Source organism: Pseudoalteromonas maris (assembly GCF_049257235.1).
Lineage (GTDB): Bacteria > Pseudomonadota > Gammaproteobacteria > Enterobacterales > Alteromonadaceae > Pseudoalteromonas.
In genome coordinates this window covers 210,755-225,177 of record NZ_JBMMUF010000005.1, presented here as the reverse complement: position 1 = coordinate 225,177, position 14,423 = coordinate 210,755, and the positions used below count along the sequence as shown (strand labels likewise).

The 14,423-nt window shown below is 45.6% G+C and carries 11 protein-coding genes; 2 read left to right on the top strand and 9 right to left on the bottom strand.

All coding sequences use genetic code 11. From position 1 onward, the window contains the following. Positions 1–58: 58 nt before the first annotated feature. From AAEU32_RS09435 to lptD, 6 genes are read right to left on the bottom strand one after another with little or no spacing between them, the layout of a single operon-like run. Positions 59–868: a symmetrical bis(5'-nucleosyl)-tetraphosphatase gene (locus tag AAEU32_RS09435; RefSeq protein WP_421970279.1), complete on the bottom strand. Its 810-nt coding sequence runs from the start codon at positions 866–868 to the stop codon at positions 59–61. A 3-nt stretch (positions 869–871) separates the two neighbouring features. After that, positions 872–1,261: a Co2+/Mg2+ efflux facilitator ApaG/CorD gene (gene apaG, locus AAEU32_RS09430; RefSeq protein ID WP_421970278.1), complete on the bottom strand. Its 390-nt coding sequence runs from the start codon at positions 1,259–1,261 to the stop codon at positions 872–874. Then, entirely contained in the window at positions 1,245–2,051 is an 807-nt protein-coding gene (gene rsmA, locus AAEU32_RS09425) for a 16S rRNA (adenine(1518)-N(6)/adenine(1519)-N(6))-dimethyltransferase RsmA (RefSeq protein WP_421970277.1), read from the bottom strand. The genes apaG and rsmA overlap by 17 nt, the downstream gene beginning before the upstream one ends. Next, the gene (gene pdxA / locus AAEU32_RS09420) at positions 2,048–3,040 is read right to left on the bottom strand and encodes a 4-hydroxythreonine-4-phosphate dehydrogenase PdxA (RefSeq protein WP_421970276.1); all 993 of its coding nucleotides are present in this window, start codon (positions 3,038–3,040) and stop codon (positions 2,048–2,050) included. The genes rsmA and pdxA overlap by 4 nt, the downstream gene beginning before the upstream one ends. Positions 3,041–3,045: 5 nt before the next feature. Then, entirely contained in the window at positions 3,046–4,338 is a 1,293-nt protein-coding gene (gene surA / locus AAEU32_RS09415) for a peptidylprolyl isomerase SurA (protein WP_421970275.1), read from the bottom strand. Between the two features lie 13 nt (positions 4,339–4,351). Continuing rightward, positions 4,352–6,658 carry an LPS assembly protein LptD gene (lptD, locus tag AAEU32_RS09410; RefSeq protein ID WP_421970274.1) on the bottom strand — a complete coding sequence of 769 codons (2,307 nt, stop codon included), beginning with the start codon at positions 6,656–6,658 and terminating at the stop codon, positions 4,352–4,354. A 330-nt stretch (positions 6,659–6,988) separates the two neighbouring features. Between lptD and djlA the strand changes: the two genes are divergently transcribed. Further along, a complete protein-coding gene (gene djlA, locus AAEU32_RS09405) occupies positions 6,989–7,828 on the top strand; it encodes a co-chaperone DjlA (protein ID WP_421970273.1) in 840 nt (279 codons plus the stop codon). Here djlA and AAEU32_RS09400 read toward each other — a convergent pair. From AAEU32_RS09400 to rapA, 3 genes are all read right to left on the bottom strand, one after another. Continuing rightward, positions 7,811–8,701 carry a DUF3530 family protein gene (locus tag AAEU32_RS09400; RefSeq protein ID WP_421970272.1) on the bottom strand — a complete coding sequence of 297 codons (891 nt, stop codon included), beginning with the start codon at positions 8,699–8,701 and terminating at the stop codon, positions 7,811–7,813. The two genes, djlA and AAEU32_RS09400, sit on opposite strands and share 18 nt — an antisense overlap. Positions 8,702–8,946: 245 nt before the next feature. After that, complete coding sequence (gene rluA / locus AAEU32_RS09395; RefSeq protein WP_421970271.1) at positions 8,947–9,600, bottom strand: bifunctional tRNA pseudouridine(32) synthase/23S rRNA pseudouridine(746) synthase RluA; 654 nt, start codon at positions 9,598–9,600, stop codon at positions 8,947–8,949. A 42-nt stretch (positions 9,601–9,642) separates the two neighbouring features. Then, positions 9,643–12,534: an RNA polymerase-associated protein RapA gene (gene rapA / locus AAEU32_RS09390; protein WP_421970270.1), complete on the bottom strand. Its 2,892-nt coding sequence runs from the start codon at positions 12,532–12,534 to the stop codon at positions 9,643–9,645. A 318-nt stretch (positions 12,535–12,852) separates the two neighbouring features. Here rapA and AAEU32_RS09385 point away from each other — a divergent pair, with 318 nt between their 5' ends. Continuing rightward, entirely contained in the window at positions 12,853–14,253 is a 1,401-nt protein-coding gene (locus AAEU32_RS09385) for a PhoH family protein (RefSeq protein ID WP_421970269.1), read from the top strand. The last annotated feature ends 170 nt before the right edge of the window (positions 14,254–14,423 follow it).

Sequence of the window (14,423 nt, the reverse complement as noted above, 5' to 3'; positions counted from 1 at the left end):
TTTAGTGACCTATTGATAAAATGTAACAATTTTTATCAACTTTAGCAGCTCTTTATTACTACTGATGGCTTTTCTCTACAACTTTGTTCCTATTTTTAATATCCATACAAGTCATAGCTCCGCCCCATACACATCCTGTGTCTAGCGCATGGACATTTTTTTTGTTTGTCGTTCCTTGAAGCGCAGCCCAGTGGCCAAACGCAATATCAAACGTGTCCTTGGTGCGATTTGGATGCTCAAACCACGGCATTAATGGCGAACCTTGCTGCGGCGATCCCTTGTGAGATAAATCCAAGTGGCCAAGCGCATCAACAAAGCGCATTCGTGTAAAGCTATTGATAGTATAGATAAACTTTTCTAGGTCATTGTATGAATCTTGCCAGTGTGTAGGGCTATTGTTGTACATATTGGCAAAATACTCTTTGGCGTCACTGCCCTGATAGCATTGTTGTGCAAACTGGGCGAATTTCAGACCTTGAGGGAGACTCCATTGTGGCGATAGGCCAGCATGACAGAGCAACATATTGTCTTGCTCTAGCCAAACAGCGAGCGGTTGTTGTTGCAAAAAAGAAAGTAGCTGAGCAAGATCGGGGGCGTTAAAAAGAGTGTCGAGTTTATCTTTAGGATTTGCTTTTTTGCCCAGATGCGCAGTGGCCAGCAAATGCAGATCATGATTGCCTAAAGTAATCGTGACTGCATGGCGCATGTCATAGAGGCGACGCAGGCAAGATAGCGAGTCAGGCCCTCTGGCAACAATGTCACCAACACAATACAAGTGATCGCGGCTAGGGTTGAAGTCGATGCGCCTTAGCAGCGCATCAAATTCTTGATAGCAACCTTGTAGGTCGCCGATAGCATACTGAGCCATGGGTTAATGCAGAATATTTGGGCAGCTGAGCCTAAAGACATTGATAGGTGCTTGAAACTCATTACCAAATTCGCTGCGCATAACATAGTAGCCTTGCATCGTGCCCACTGGCGTATCGAGAACTGCACCGCTGGTGTAACTGTAGCTTTCACCGGGCCCTATTGTTGGTTGTTCACCGACGACACCTTCACCTTCAACTTCTACTTCCTTGCCATTTGCATCGGTGATGAGCCAATAACGGCTTAACAACTTTGCGCTGCTCAAGCTATGGTTTTTGATAGTAATGTTGTAGGCGAACACATACTTATCTTTTTCAGGCTCTGATTGGCCTTCAACATAAAAGGTTTCAACGGCTACCTTGATAGCCGAATCTGTACTACTGCTTGTTGTCATATAACCAATTCGCGATATCTATAAACTGTTTTAGCGTTAAACTTTCTGCTCGGATACTTGGGTCGATGCCCAGAGCTTCAAGTTGTTGAGCATCTAACAAGTTAGCCAAGCTATTGCGTAATGTTTTGCGGCGTTGATTAAAGGCTTCTAAACACACGGTATTAAGAAGCTTGGTACTTTTCGCCGTACGTTGTTCAGGGCTCTTAGGCACCAAGCGGACAACTGCTGAGTCAACTTTTGGTGCGGGCTTGAAGCATGTAGGAGGAACTTCAATAACCGGAATAGCATGGCAATAATATTGCGTCATCACCGTCAAGCGGCCAAATGCTTTGCTCCCAGGAGATGCAACCATACGATTTACCACTTCCTTTTGCAGCATGAAGTGCATGTGTTCCACGTCGTCTACAAATTCAAACAAATGAAATAGCAAAGGAGTTGAAACATTGTATGGCAGGTTACCAAAGATTTTTAACTTCTTGTCGCCTTTGAGTAGGCTTGAGAAGTCGAATTTCATCGCATCGCCTTGGTGCACCGTTAACTTTGGTGCCATAAACGGATGATGGATCAGGCGCTCGGCAAGGTCTTTATCGAGCTCAACCACGGTGAGGTGGTCGGTAAGCTCAGTGACTGGCTCGGTGATAGCACCGAGACCTGGACCAATCTCAACGAGATTATCGCCCTCGCGCGGGGCGATAGCGGTTACGATTTTATCAATGATGGTTTCATCATTGAGGAAGTTTTGCCCAAAACGCTTACGCGCACGGTGCCCTAAATGTACTTTATCTGTCATTGTCTCTGCGCTTTTTTGCTTGCCAGTTTTATAGCCTCGCTTAAGGCGACTCTAAAACTACCAGCGTCTGCTTGGCCGCTCGCCGCAAGATCGAGTGCGGTACCATGATCCACTGAAGTTCGAATGAATGGCAGGCCAAGGGTGATGTTAACTGAATTTCCAAAACCCTTATATTTTAACACAGGTAGACCTTGATCGTGATACATTGCAAGCACGGCATCGGCTTCATTGAGGTATTTATCTTGGAAAAGTGTGTCGGCAGGCAACGGACCCACTAAATTCATGCCTTTAGCATTGAGTGCCGCTAAAGTTGGTTCAATCACATCGATTTCTTCGCGCCCAAGGTGACCACCTTCTCCTGCATGAGGGTTAAGACCACATACTAAAATTCTCGGCTGTTCAATGGCAAACTTGGTGCGTAAGTCGTGATCCAAAATACCAATCACTTTTTCTAGTCGTTCTGGCGTAATCGCCTTAGCAACGTAGGCAAGGGGAATATGTGTAGTGACCAGTGCCACGCGCAACCCTTGTGTTGCCAGAAGCATGACCACATCAGGGGTATTTGATTGCTGGGCGAAATACTCAGTATGGCCACTAAATGAAATCCCTGCTTTGTTGATGATGCCTTTGTGCACTGGGCCTGTAACCACTGCATCAAAGGTACCATCCATATTTTTTTCGCAGGCGATTCTAAGGGTATCGAGAACGTACTCGCCATTTTGCTCGTCCAGCTCACCCGGGATGACCTCTGCCGCTAAATCAACTTGGTGTAAAAACAAGGTGCCGGCAGGGGTTGCTTGCACGGGCTGGCTGTCGTCAAACGTAACTAAGTTTAGTGGTAAACCTAACTTAGCTGCGCGCTGCTGCAGTAACTTTGCATCAGCGATGGCAACTAATTGCGCATCCCAACCACTTTGAGCCAGCTCGATTAATAAATCTGGCCCTACGCCAGCAGGTTCACCTGGAGTGATAGCGATACGCAATGTCATAGTTGTTATTCCTCAGCAAAAATTTCTATGTGTGCTTGTTCACGCAATTCTTGCTGGAATGCAAAGCTTTCTTCTTTGAACTTACGGCTGTAGATCAATTGCTGAGCACGATTCTTTTTGGCTAAGTCAGTTTTATCGGCAACGCGCTTATCAAGCAGTTGTACAATATGCCAACCAAATTGTGAGCGAAACGGTTCACTGATTTGGTCTTTTTCTAATGACATCAGGGTATCGCGAAACGCTGGCACATAAGTTGTTGGATCAGTCCAATCATACTCACCGCCTTTGAGTGCTGAACCTGGGTCTTCTGAGTGCTCTTTTGCAAGCTCTGCGAAATCAGCTTCACCAGCACGTAGGTCTTTTACAAAGCCAGCAAGCATCGAACGCGCTTTTTCTTCACTCAAAATAATAGAAGGTTTAAGAAGAATGTGACGAGAGCGAACTTCAACTGTCTCAACTACTTGGCGGCCACGAACGTCTTGTACTTTGATAATGTGAAAGCCTGCACCACTGCGCAAAGGGCCAACGATGTCATCTTTCTTTTTACCTTTTACTGCTTCAGCAAACAGTGAAGGCATTTCGTTTGTGCTCATCCAGCCAAGTTGACCACCATCAAGTGCTTTTGAGCCACTCGATGATGCAATAGCAATGCGTTTAAACTCGCTGCCTTCATTAAGTAACTCGATAACTTTGGCTGCGCGGTCTTGAGCGCTCGTAATTTCTTCAGGTGTTGCGCCACTTGGGATATCAATCAAGATATGACCAATGTCATACTCTTCACTGTTTCCGCCTTGTTGTTCCATGATTTTCAGCAAGTTTTCAATTTCTTGAAGGCTGATGTAGATACGACGGTCGACATTGGCACGCATGGCTTGCTGCGTGGTGATTTCCTTGCGCATATCCTCGCGGAACTGCTGGAAATCTTCACCAGAAGCTTCAACAGAGCGACGCATATCGGCAATGGTGCCACCTTGTTCTTGCGCCATGCTTGCCAATGTTTGGTCAAGCTGGCCGTCTGAAATGTTCATACCCATACGCTCAGCCATTTGCAGCAGCAAGGTCTGGTCGACTAGGCGTTCGATGGCTTGTACGCGCAATGCACTGTCACTCGGTAGTTCCTGACCACTTGCTTGAGCTTGCGCTTTAACGCGGTTAACAATGCTCTTTACTTCACTTTCTAAAATAACCCCTTCGTTAACAATGCCCACGACTTGGTCAATCATTTGAGGTTTTGCAATGGCACTGTGGCTAAGCCCTAGTGCTAAAAAACTGGTAGCTAAAAACTGTTTTAAATTCATATTTCTTATTGCTTTAATTGGTAAGGAAATAGGGGCGGCGATAGCCAAAAATGCCTTCTTTGAGTATCTCTTGTGCATCATAACTGCGACTGCCTCCAAGCCCTTTAAGGACAAATTTGATGCCGATCCCCGAGTCGAAGACCGCTTGCTCTTGGTTAATACTTTGATTCAAGTCTGTTTCAATTTGTCTGCGACCTGTGATTTGCACGGCCCAACAACATGACTCGTACTGTACGCCACTGTAGAACTCAATACTACGACCTGATTCGATATCGCGGTGGTAGCTGGCTACAAACTGCCAATTATCATTCAATGGCACACTGGTAAACATACCGACTTGCTCAATTGTATTCCCTGAGACATCGTTTGCATAGCGATGGTTCAATTGTACCAGCTGATTATCGTCACCTTTGTAATCTAACGTTAGGTGAGATTGGATCATTTGGCTGCCATCAATGTCGTATTGTATACCTCCTGAGAGATACCAACGGCGATGCCAATGCCACATTGCTTCACTTGCAAATAACGAATTGTAGGTGTTTTGTGTGGCGAAATCCTGACTGGTTGGCTTCGCGGAATCTGATAAGTAAAAGATTTGTCCCGCACTGAGGTGGAACACTTCTTGGTTACTCTTATCGAATACGCGAGTGGTTGCACCGAGTGTTATTTGGTTCGCGGCTGCGATTCTATCTACACCCGAAAAGCGGCGGTCACGAAACAGGCCAAAAAAGTCATCTTGCAGTTTGGTGGTGTCGAATAAACCGATGTTATTTTGGTCTTTGTTCGGGGTATATAAATACTGCACTTGCGGTTCAAGAGTTTGAATACCGTCATCGACAAAGAGGCTAGTATCACGCTCGAAGTTAAGTTGGCTGTACAAACGTACTTTGGGTACGGTACGGCTAACGGTATCCTCAAACTCAGTACCTTGAAGGTCACCTTCTTGATTGTAGTAAGTGTGCAATACACTTAATTCAGATAAGAAAGACCATGCATAGCGCTCTTCGCTAAAGCTTACTTTGGGTTCTAGGTGAACACGTGTTGCTTCATCAATAATGCGCGTGCTGTTTCTAAAGTGACTGACCTCACCGTTAATTACAGCATCAAACCAGCCTAATTTGTATGGGGTGGTTTGAGTGAAATGAATTCTTGGTAAAGCCGTGTATGACTCTAGATGATCCCCTAAAACCTCGTAATCTTGTACTTGTATATCGGTGCGCCAGCGCTCACCTAGGTGAGTCAATATAGCCGAGCGTGCCAAGTGCGTGTCGGTCTTGGTGGCGTAGTCAGAGTTCAGGTCAGTAAGGTAGTTATCATCGCTGACATTGGTAATATCCACACCGGCACGCCACGAATCATTGAAATAGCTCTGTTGTTGCCAGTGGTATAAATGACGTGATCCCAGCTGTGGATCTGAATCGTCTGAACCAAGATACTCCACGCCCAGCATCCCTTGAGTGGTTGACGTCAGGTATCGAAATTCTGATTTTAGCTGTAAGCCTTTTTCCGACATATAACGCGGTGTTAATGTCAGGTCATAATTAGGCGCTAAATTAATATAGTAGGGGGTTACAGTTTCTAGACCAAAGCGATTTGAGCTGGAAAATTTGGGAGCCAAAAACCCTGTTTTGCGTTGGTCGTTAATTGGAAACGTAAAATAGGGAAGATACATCACAGGAGTATCATAAATCTTCAGCGTTGTGCCCCATGTTTCACCCCATCCCTCTTGCTGTGAAAGAATAATCTCATCAGCGCTAATAGACCAAGTTTCATTGTCTACGGGGCAGGTTGTGAAGCTAGCATTATTCAAAAATAAGCCTTCTTCAGAAACACGTAATTGCTCTGCACCACCGCGACCTTGTTGCTGAGTGAGCTTGTAGTCAGCACCAAGTAGCGTGATATTCGAATCATTTAAACTGGCATTAAGGCCACGACTGGTAATGATAGCGGTGCCATTTTGGTAGGTGAGGGGGCCTTTGGCATTGAGTAAGCCTTGTTGCTTATCTATCAATGCTGACTGCGCACTGAGGCTCATATTTTTGCTGCTGATATCAACATCACCGGTAAATTGTGCACTGTCTTGGCCTATTAGCTCAACATCATCAGCAACAATTTCAATAACGCCAAAAGGTAAATTTGGGGCATACCAAGGAGCTGGACGCGCATCGTCTAGGCAGTGTGATATCGCTGTTGGACTCACAGTTTGGGTATCAGCAACCGCAGCGGCGCTGTTGATCACGGGCTGTGTTGTTGATGCCTCTGTCGCGTGGGCATGGGTTCCATACAGGGCTAGCGCAATCATGCCCCATAACTTATTCATCTATTCGTTCACCTTAGCTTGCTAACTCAGGGTGGTTGTTTACATGCGGCTATGATCCACACAGAGCATGATTCACGCTCTCGCTGTTGTTGTTTGTATGTGTTTTTAGCGAGTATGCAATATTGGCGAACCGCTCTTTTTTGACGGTATCGCTCTGAGAATTAAGGATGACATAATAAAGCAATTTCGCACGAATTACATTAGCGAAGTGTTGCAATTATCTGCAATTTTAAAGCAAATAGCGTATGACATGCATGGCATAGGCTCTTGTTAGTTTGTGTAATTTTAGTCACTATGACAGTGCACAGTTAATTCAAAGGAAATGCAGTAATGTGGGGGAAGATTCTCGGGGCCTGCTTCGGTTTTATGTTCGGTAAGGTATTTGGTGCCCTGTTAGGTTTGTTTGTTGGCCACATGTTCGATAAAAGCCTCAAGCAGAATTTTGACAATGCAGGTGGCTTTAAAGGCTTTTTCAACAACGACAATATATCACAGCGCCAAGCATTATTTTTCTCTAGCTGTTTTGCCGTGATGGGGCACATCGCCAAAAGCAATGGTCGCGTAAATGAGATGCATATTCGCGCTGCGACAGCCTTTATGGATGAGATGGGGTTAACAGGCGATGACAAAAAAGAGGCGCAACATGCGTTTCGCGCCGGCAAAGAAGCCGACTTTTGTATGACATCAACATTACGTGAATTTAGAGAGCACTTTGCTGGGCGCTTTGACCTCATTCAATTATTTCTTGAGATTCAAATTCAAATGGCTTTCAGCGACGGGCATTTAGCAAGTGTTGAAAAAACCTTATTAGAGCAGGTTGCGAAAGGACTTGGTTTAAGTCAAACCCACTTTAAGTTCATTTTGAAGCGTTATCAGGCTGAGTTTGCTTTTCGCCAACAGCAACAGCGCTTTAACCAGCAACATAGCCGCCAGCAACGCACTTCTTCGAGCAGCAATTCTTCAATGAGCCGCGCACAAGCGCTCAATATTTTAGGTTTGGATGAGGGAGCTGATGCACGAGAAATCAAAAAAGCATATCGCAAACTTATGTCTCAGCATCACCCAGATAAACTGGTTTCTCAAGGTTTGCCCGCACACATGATGAAGTTGGCGCAAAAGAAAAGCCAAGATATTCAAGCCGCCTATGAATACCTAAAAAAGGCGGCGTAAAAAGCCGTCTATCTCCGTGGTTAGGCGGGCTAGTTGCTCGCTATTGTTGGCGTCATCTAGCAACTCAACCTGACGATAATCGAGTTTTTGATTTTTCTGTGCCCACAGTGGCCCCAGCTTTTTGTGCGAGTCTGTCATTGAATGCGCGCTAGTAGTGTAGAGGTCTAACACAGCGGGAATAATAATCGAAAAGTTGGCGCCAATATGGCGATTGCGCTCGGGATCTGGCAAGTAGCTGTTCAGAGCTATCATTGCTTGGAGTTCAATTTCAGGGAATTCACTTAGGTACTCACTGAGCAACCCGGCACCTTGTCCTATTGCAAAAATGCTGACTGGCTTAGGTGTCTGTGCCGCTCTTTGCATTACTGATTCGAGTTGTGCTTGTAATCGTGATTTATAGGTGTCCAGATCAATCAACGCGTACGCGCTTTGGTAATTTGGAATATAACTTTGTTGCTCAGTTGGTGTTTGCGGTTCACTTGGTGCACTTTGTGTTTGTGTCGCCGAGTCGCTAGCTGCTGTATCGTCAGGTGTTTGCACGATGTCTTCGCTAGCAGCGGCAATGCTTATGTTGTTGAGCACCAAATAGCTGTCATAGCCTTTTTCACTAAGCGCATAGCGCAGATAAGCAAAGCCATGTTTACCACCAACAGGGTCCATCAAAGACGCAAAAAAGATGATGGTACCGCGATGTGCTGGTGCCATGTGGGGGTGATAAACTGTTTGAAACTCTTCACCTTGAGCGAGTAAGGTGATTTGCTCATCGAGGCTACTATGGGCGTGATAGTGGGTGTCGCCCTTGGCTGGGTGAATCAGTACTAAGGCGAGCAATAGCAGCATAAAGCGCATATTAAGATGTCCTTGTTTATCCATGTGCAATCTCCATCCCCCTACATAGCTACGCATTTTAGCGGGCTAAATATCGTGCTCACAGCGTTAAATTTTTTCTATGTAGAATAACTACATAAGAAAAATTTTGCCTTGTTATCACATCATTTATCCAGCGCTATACCTGATCAGATATTTAAGATGATTGGCATAAGAACTTCATTTTTTATCGGCGCGATAACATGAAAGTTTAGCGCCAATATGGATACCAGGTTGTATTTTGTGTTTTGTTAAAATGGGCAGGCAGCAGTAAAAGTCATCACCTCTGCCGTACTTGGGTGGGTGATTGTCAGCCAGTGAGCATGCAGTTGTAGGCGTTCAGCGCGTGCTTTAGCTTGTGGATGAGCATAAAGTCTATCGCCCAAAATCACATGTCCCAGAGAAAGCATATGCACTCTGAGCTGGTGGCTACGTCCTGTTACTGGAGTGAGGCGCACGCGAGAGCAGTTATCGCCACTGCTTAGGACTTCGTAGTGAGTTAATGACGGCTTACCATTTTCTAAATCCACCATTTGTTTAGGTCGATTTGGCCAATCGCAAATCAAAGGCAGGTCCACAGAGCCTTGTTTGTCTTGAGGGTGCCCTTCAACGATGGCAATGTACTCTTTTGCTGTCTCTCTGTCTTGAAACTGCATACTAAGATGACGATGGGCTTGTTTGTTTAACGCGAGACAAATCACCCCTGATGTCGCCATATCGAGGCGATGTACAATTTTCGCAGTAGGGAATACAAGATTGGCGCGATTTATCAAACTGTCGGCATGCTTTGGATCTTTCCCTGGCACAGTGAGCAAGCCACTTGGTTTGTCGAGGATCAACAAGTCGTCATCTTGATAGATGATGCTCAAATAGGGAAAACGCGGTGGATTGTAATTTAACAGCATGGCCAGCCTCAGGTTGTAAGGCTGGCCATTTTAATGAAATGCTTAGTGACTGACAACGATTAAGCGGATTGCGTCGAGCTTCACTTTCGCTTTGTCTATGTATTCGTCCATTTGTGTGCGACTACTGTGGAAGTGCGCCAGCTCGTCTTCACGAATGTTAGGGTTAATTTCCTTGAGATTGCTAAGGCGTTGAAGTTCTGAGTCAACGGCTTTGTGCATCGCACTCTTTGCTTCAGTGCGCAAACTTTCCATAGTTTCTTGCGCCATTTCATTGCCTGATGCAATCAGTGGGTGGATGGCACTTTGCAGTGCATTCACAAGCTTGGAAGCGGTTTGTCTTCCAACTGCGTTGAGCTGCTGATTGAACGCATCGAAGGCCACATTGTCGGCTAGGTTATTACCTGCTTTGTCCAGTAACACGCGAATGGGTGTTGGTGGCAAGTAACGGCCAAGTTGTAATGCTTTTGGAGCCATTGCTTCAGCAATGTAAATAAGCTCAACAAAATACGTGCCTGCTGGCAGTTTTTGGTTTTTCAGCAATGCAACAGAGGCGGTACCAAAGTCATCGTCACAGATCATCTCCATAGCGCCCTCAACCATAGGGTGATCCCAACTCAAGAAGTGCAAATCTTCTTGTGCTAACGCGGTGTCTCTATCAAACGTAACACTCATGCCTTCGTCTTTGAGCAATGGGAAGTTCGCGCCTAGCATATGCTCTGTGGGCTTAAGGATGATGCTATTTTCACCTTTATCTTCTTGATTAACGCCCCAAATATCAAAGACATTGATCATGTAAGTAGGTAACTCGAAGCTGTCATCAACGTCGCTGATGTCTGTAACGAGGTGTTCCGACTTACCTTGGCCGCTGGAGTGCAGCTCTAATAAACGATCTCGTCCAGATTCCATTTGTGCTTTGAGCTCGGCGTATCGTGTGCTTACTCGCGAGATGAGCTCTGCAAGTTGCTCGTCTTCATACTGATTGCTGGCTAATAACTGTAGTAATTCGTCACCAAACTCTTGATTTAGCATGTGACCTGTTGTCGAGGTGTGCTCAAAGGCATTTAAACCTTCGTGATACCAGCGCAGTAGAGTATGTTGTGCACTGTTTTCAAAATAAGGCACATGGATTTTTATATCTTGGGTTTGACCAATACGGTCAAGGCGACCAATGCGCTGCTCCAACAGATCAGGGTTGAGTGGCAGGTCGAATAGGGCTAGATGATGAGCGAACTGGAAGTTACGACCTTCAGAGCCAATTTCAGAACAAATCAACACTTGTGCACTGTCTTCAATGTCGGCAAAGAATGCGGCAGCACGATCACGCTCGATAATACTCATACCCTCGTGAAATACTGCTGCTTTGATTCCCTCACGCTCGCGCAGTGCTTGCTCAAGACTGAGCGCAGTCTCTGCTTTGGCGCAGATCACCAGCATTTTTTCAGGCTTAGTACTGTTTAGCGTATCGATTAGCCACTGTACTCGTGGGTCAAACTGAGTCCAACTCGCATCTTTCCCCTCAAACTCTTGGAAGATTTTTTCTGGGAATAGCGCGCGTACGGCGTTCAGTTCAACTGGGCCGGCACTGCCAAGACTACCCATGACGTTCATCGCTGTTTTGTACTGGCTAGGCATAGTCATTGGATAAGCATTTAATATTCGCGCCGGATAGCCACTGATACCGCTGCGACTATTGCGGAACAAGATACGGCCGGTACCGTGTCTGTCTAATAGTTGCTCTAGAATTTGCTCTTTTGCGTCGCTCTCACCGCGACTATATTGATTTAGCAACGACTCTCCTTGCTTGCCTAGTAGATTGGTAAGCACTTGCTGTTGCTCTGCGTTCAATGTTTGCGCTTGTAAAATGCTATTGGCCGCATCAGCAATATCGCTGTAGTGGCGTTCTTGCTCAACGAATGCGTCGTAGTCGTAAAATCTGTCAGGGTCGAGCAATTTTAGGCGAGCGAAGTGGCTTTGATGGCCTAGCTGATCAGGAGTTGCGGTGAGCAAAATAAGCCCTGCAATATCTCGGCTAAGCTCTTCGATGCGCGTATATTCCGTACTTGGCTTATCTACAGACCAGCTTAGGTGATGCGCTTCATCGACAACTAGTAAATCCCAATCAGCAAGTGTTGCTTGCTCAAACCAACGTTTTTTCTTCGTTAGGAACTCCAAACTGGTCAGTACCAACTGTTCAGTTTCAAACACGTTGGCACTGTCTGCGAATGCTTCAGCGCAGCGTTCTTCATCAAAAATGGCAAACTTCAAATTAAAACGACGCAGCATTTCAACCAACCACTGGTGCTGGAGGTTCTCTGGAACCACAATAAGCACTCGTGAAGCACGACCAGTGAGTAACTGTTGATGCAATATCATCCCTGCTTCGATGGTTTTACCTAAGCCTACTTCGTCACTCAGAAGTACACGGGGGGCAAAGCGCTGGCCTACCTCACGAGCAATATGTAATTGATGCTCAATAAGACTTGCACGTTGACCAATTAAGCCTTTGAGAGGGGATTGATCGCGCTTATGCCTGTGTTGCCACGTGTTGTAGCGCAGTGTGTAGCGATCAAAACGGTCGATTTGCCCAGCGAAAAGTCGGTCTTGTGGCTTATTGAATTTAATGAAGTGATCGAGAAAGGTTTCTTTCAACTCCTCAGGTTCATTGGTATCGACACGTGTGCCGATGTAAGTGTACAAACCGTCATGTTGTTGTACCTCACTCACAGTGAGCTCCCACTCATCAGTACTGCGAATGACGTCGCCCGGGTTAAACAGTACGCGCGTTACAGGCGCTTCTGCCTGCGCATATACACGACTCTCGCCGCTGGCGGGGAACAAGATATTTACTTGGCGTCCTTCCAATGCAACTACGGTACCTAATCCTAAATCTGATTCGGTGTCACTGATCCAACGTTGGCCTAAGGAAAAATTCATTGCGTGCTCAATCTCGACTTGGTTTAGCTGAACTCGAGCTAGTGCCCGAGCAAAAAAAGGCGGCTATATTAGCGCGCTAATTGGTGTTTATCACCTTAAAACTGATAAATATCGGACTGCTTGTTTAGTTTATATACAGCAGCAAAAGAAGGTCAGTTTTGCAAACCAAAAAATGCATTTTTTCTTACATTTTTTTACCCCTATTAGCCGTACTTTTGTGTCTATGGACTAGACTTAAATTATGCCAATAGGCATTGCCACCTTTGTCAGTGTAGTTGCAAAGGTGAAGATATAATAAAGATAAAATAGGAATGCGCTATGGACAAAGACCGCCATGTTGAAAGTAGTAAGATGTATGTTCTAGACACCAATGTATTGCTCCACGACCCCCTCGCTTATCTGTCCTTCCAAGAACACGACGTTATCATCCCCATGACAGTCCTCGAAGAACTAGATCATATCAAAGACAGAAAACGTGATGTCAGTCGTGATGCGCGTGTGGCGATTCGTTCATTAGACGAAGTGCTCAGCGACGCAACACCCGAGCAAATGTTAGAAGGGGTATTGTTACCGGACAATAAGCGCGCACCTGAGCAACCCAGAGGTAAGCTCATTATTGTTAATGACCATCTATATGCCGACAGTATCTCAGGTCTTCCTGGAAACGAAAACGACCATAGAATTATTAATTGTGCAGTACATCTACAAAATCAGCATGGCAGTGCCAAAGTGGTGTTGGTAACCAAAGACATTAATATGCGCCTTAAAGCCAAAGGTGCAGGTTTGCATTTTGTTGAAGACTATCGCACTGACCAACTTATTGACGATATTGCGTTACTGACTTCTGGCTATAAAAAGGTGAAAGGAGATTTTTGGCAGCATGTTGGCGAGTGTGAAACTGAGCAACAAGGGCGTGATGCGATTCATCATGTATCACGAGAGCTGGTGCCAGACGTGTTTGCAAATGAATATTTACTTGATGATACAGGGCATTTTGCGGCGCGGGTCATGGAATATGATGATGCGCATATCACCCTAAAAGATTTGGGGGCAGAGCGGCTTATGTCACGCAGTGCATGGGGGATTAAACCTAAAAATATCTACCAAGGCATGGCGATGGATGCTTTGCTCGACCCTGATATCGAATTGGTGTTGCTAACGGGTCCAGCAGGGTGCGGTAAAACAATTTTAGCGTTGGCGTGTGCGCTGGAGATGATTATTGAGAAGAAAACTTACGACAAACTCATCGTCACTCGTAACACCCCTGAAATAGCAGAATCTATTGGTTTCTTGCCTGGTACGGAAGAAGAAAAGATGGCCCCGTGGTTAGCGGCAATCACAGACTCATTAGAGGTGTTGCATAAATCTGATGAAAACCCGATTTCCAGTCGCAACTACATTATGGAAAAAGCAAATATTCAGTTTAAGTCAGTAAACTTTATGCGCGGGCGTAGCATTCAAAATGCGGTTGTGTTGTTGGACGAGAGCCAAAATCTGACCGCGTCTCAACTTAAAACAATCATCACGCGATGTGGTTCGGGCACTAAGCTAATTTGCTCTGGTAACTTAGCACAGATAGATAGTAACTATCTCACACCCGTTACCTCGGGTTTAACCTACATAGTAGAGCGCTTTAAGAATTTTGAGGGCAGTGCTACGGTTAACCTCAATGGTGTGGTGCGCAGCCGTCTCGCATCGTTTGCAGAGGAAAATCTGTGACTGCACTAAAAGTGCATTAGCGCCCGCGTGTGACTATTAAAAATGCGCGATTAAAAGCTAGCTTATCAAGGCTAGCTTTGTTCTAAGTACAGGTAAAACAGTTCGGTTTTTGTGAGCGGATACTCTGGCAGCGACGAGAAGGGAATGTACGAAAACAAAATGAAACCACT

Coding starts and splice junctions, on each gene's coding strand:
- djlA (WP_421970273.1), top strand. CDS start 6,989: ATGTGGGGGAAGATTCTCGGGGCCTGCTTCGGTTTTATGTTCGGTAAG.
- AAEU32_RS09435 (WP_421970279.1), bottom strand. CDS start 868: ATGGCTCAGTATGCTATCGGCGACCTACAAGGTTGCTATCAAGAATTT.
- rapA (WP_421970270.1), bottom strand. CDS start 12,534: ATGAATTTTTCCTTAGGCCAACGTTGGATCAGTGACACCGAATCAGAT.
- rsmA (WP_421970277.1), bottom strand. CDS start 2,051: ATGACAGATAAAGTACATTTAGGGCACCGTGCGCGTAAGCGTTTTGGG.
- AAEU32_RS09400 (WP_421970272.1), bottom strand. CDS start 8,701: ATGGATAAACAAGGACATCTTAATATGCGCTTTATGCTGCTATTGCTC.
- apaG (WP_421970278.1), bottom strand. CDS start 1,261: ATGACAACAAGCAGTAGTACAGATTCGGCTATCAAGGTAGCCGTTGAA.
- surA (WP_421970275.1), bottom strand. CDS start 4,338: ATGAATTTAAAACAGTTTTTAGCTACCAGTTTTTTAGCACTAGGGCTT.
- pdxA (WP_421970276.1), bottom strand. CDS start 3,040: ATGACATTGCGTATCGCTATCACTCCAGGTGAACCTGCTGGCGTAGGG.
- AAEU32_RS09385 (WP_421970269.1), top strand. CDS start 12,853: ATGGACAAAGACCGCCATGTTGAAAGTAGTAAGATGTATGTTCTAGAC.
- rluA (WP_421970271.1), bottom strand. CDS start 9,600: ATGCTGTTAAATTACAATCCACCGCGTTTTCCCTATTTGAGCATCATC.
- lptD (WP_421970274.1), bottom strand. CDS start 6,658: ATGAATAAGTTATGGGGCATGATTGCGCTAGCCCTGTATGGAACCCAT.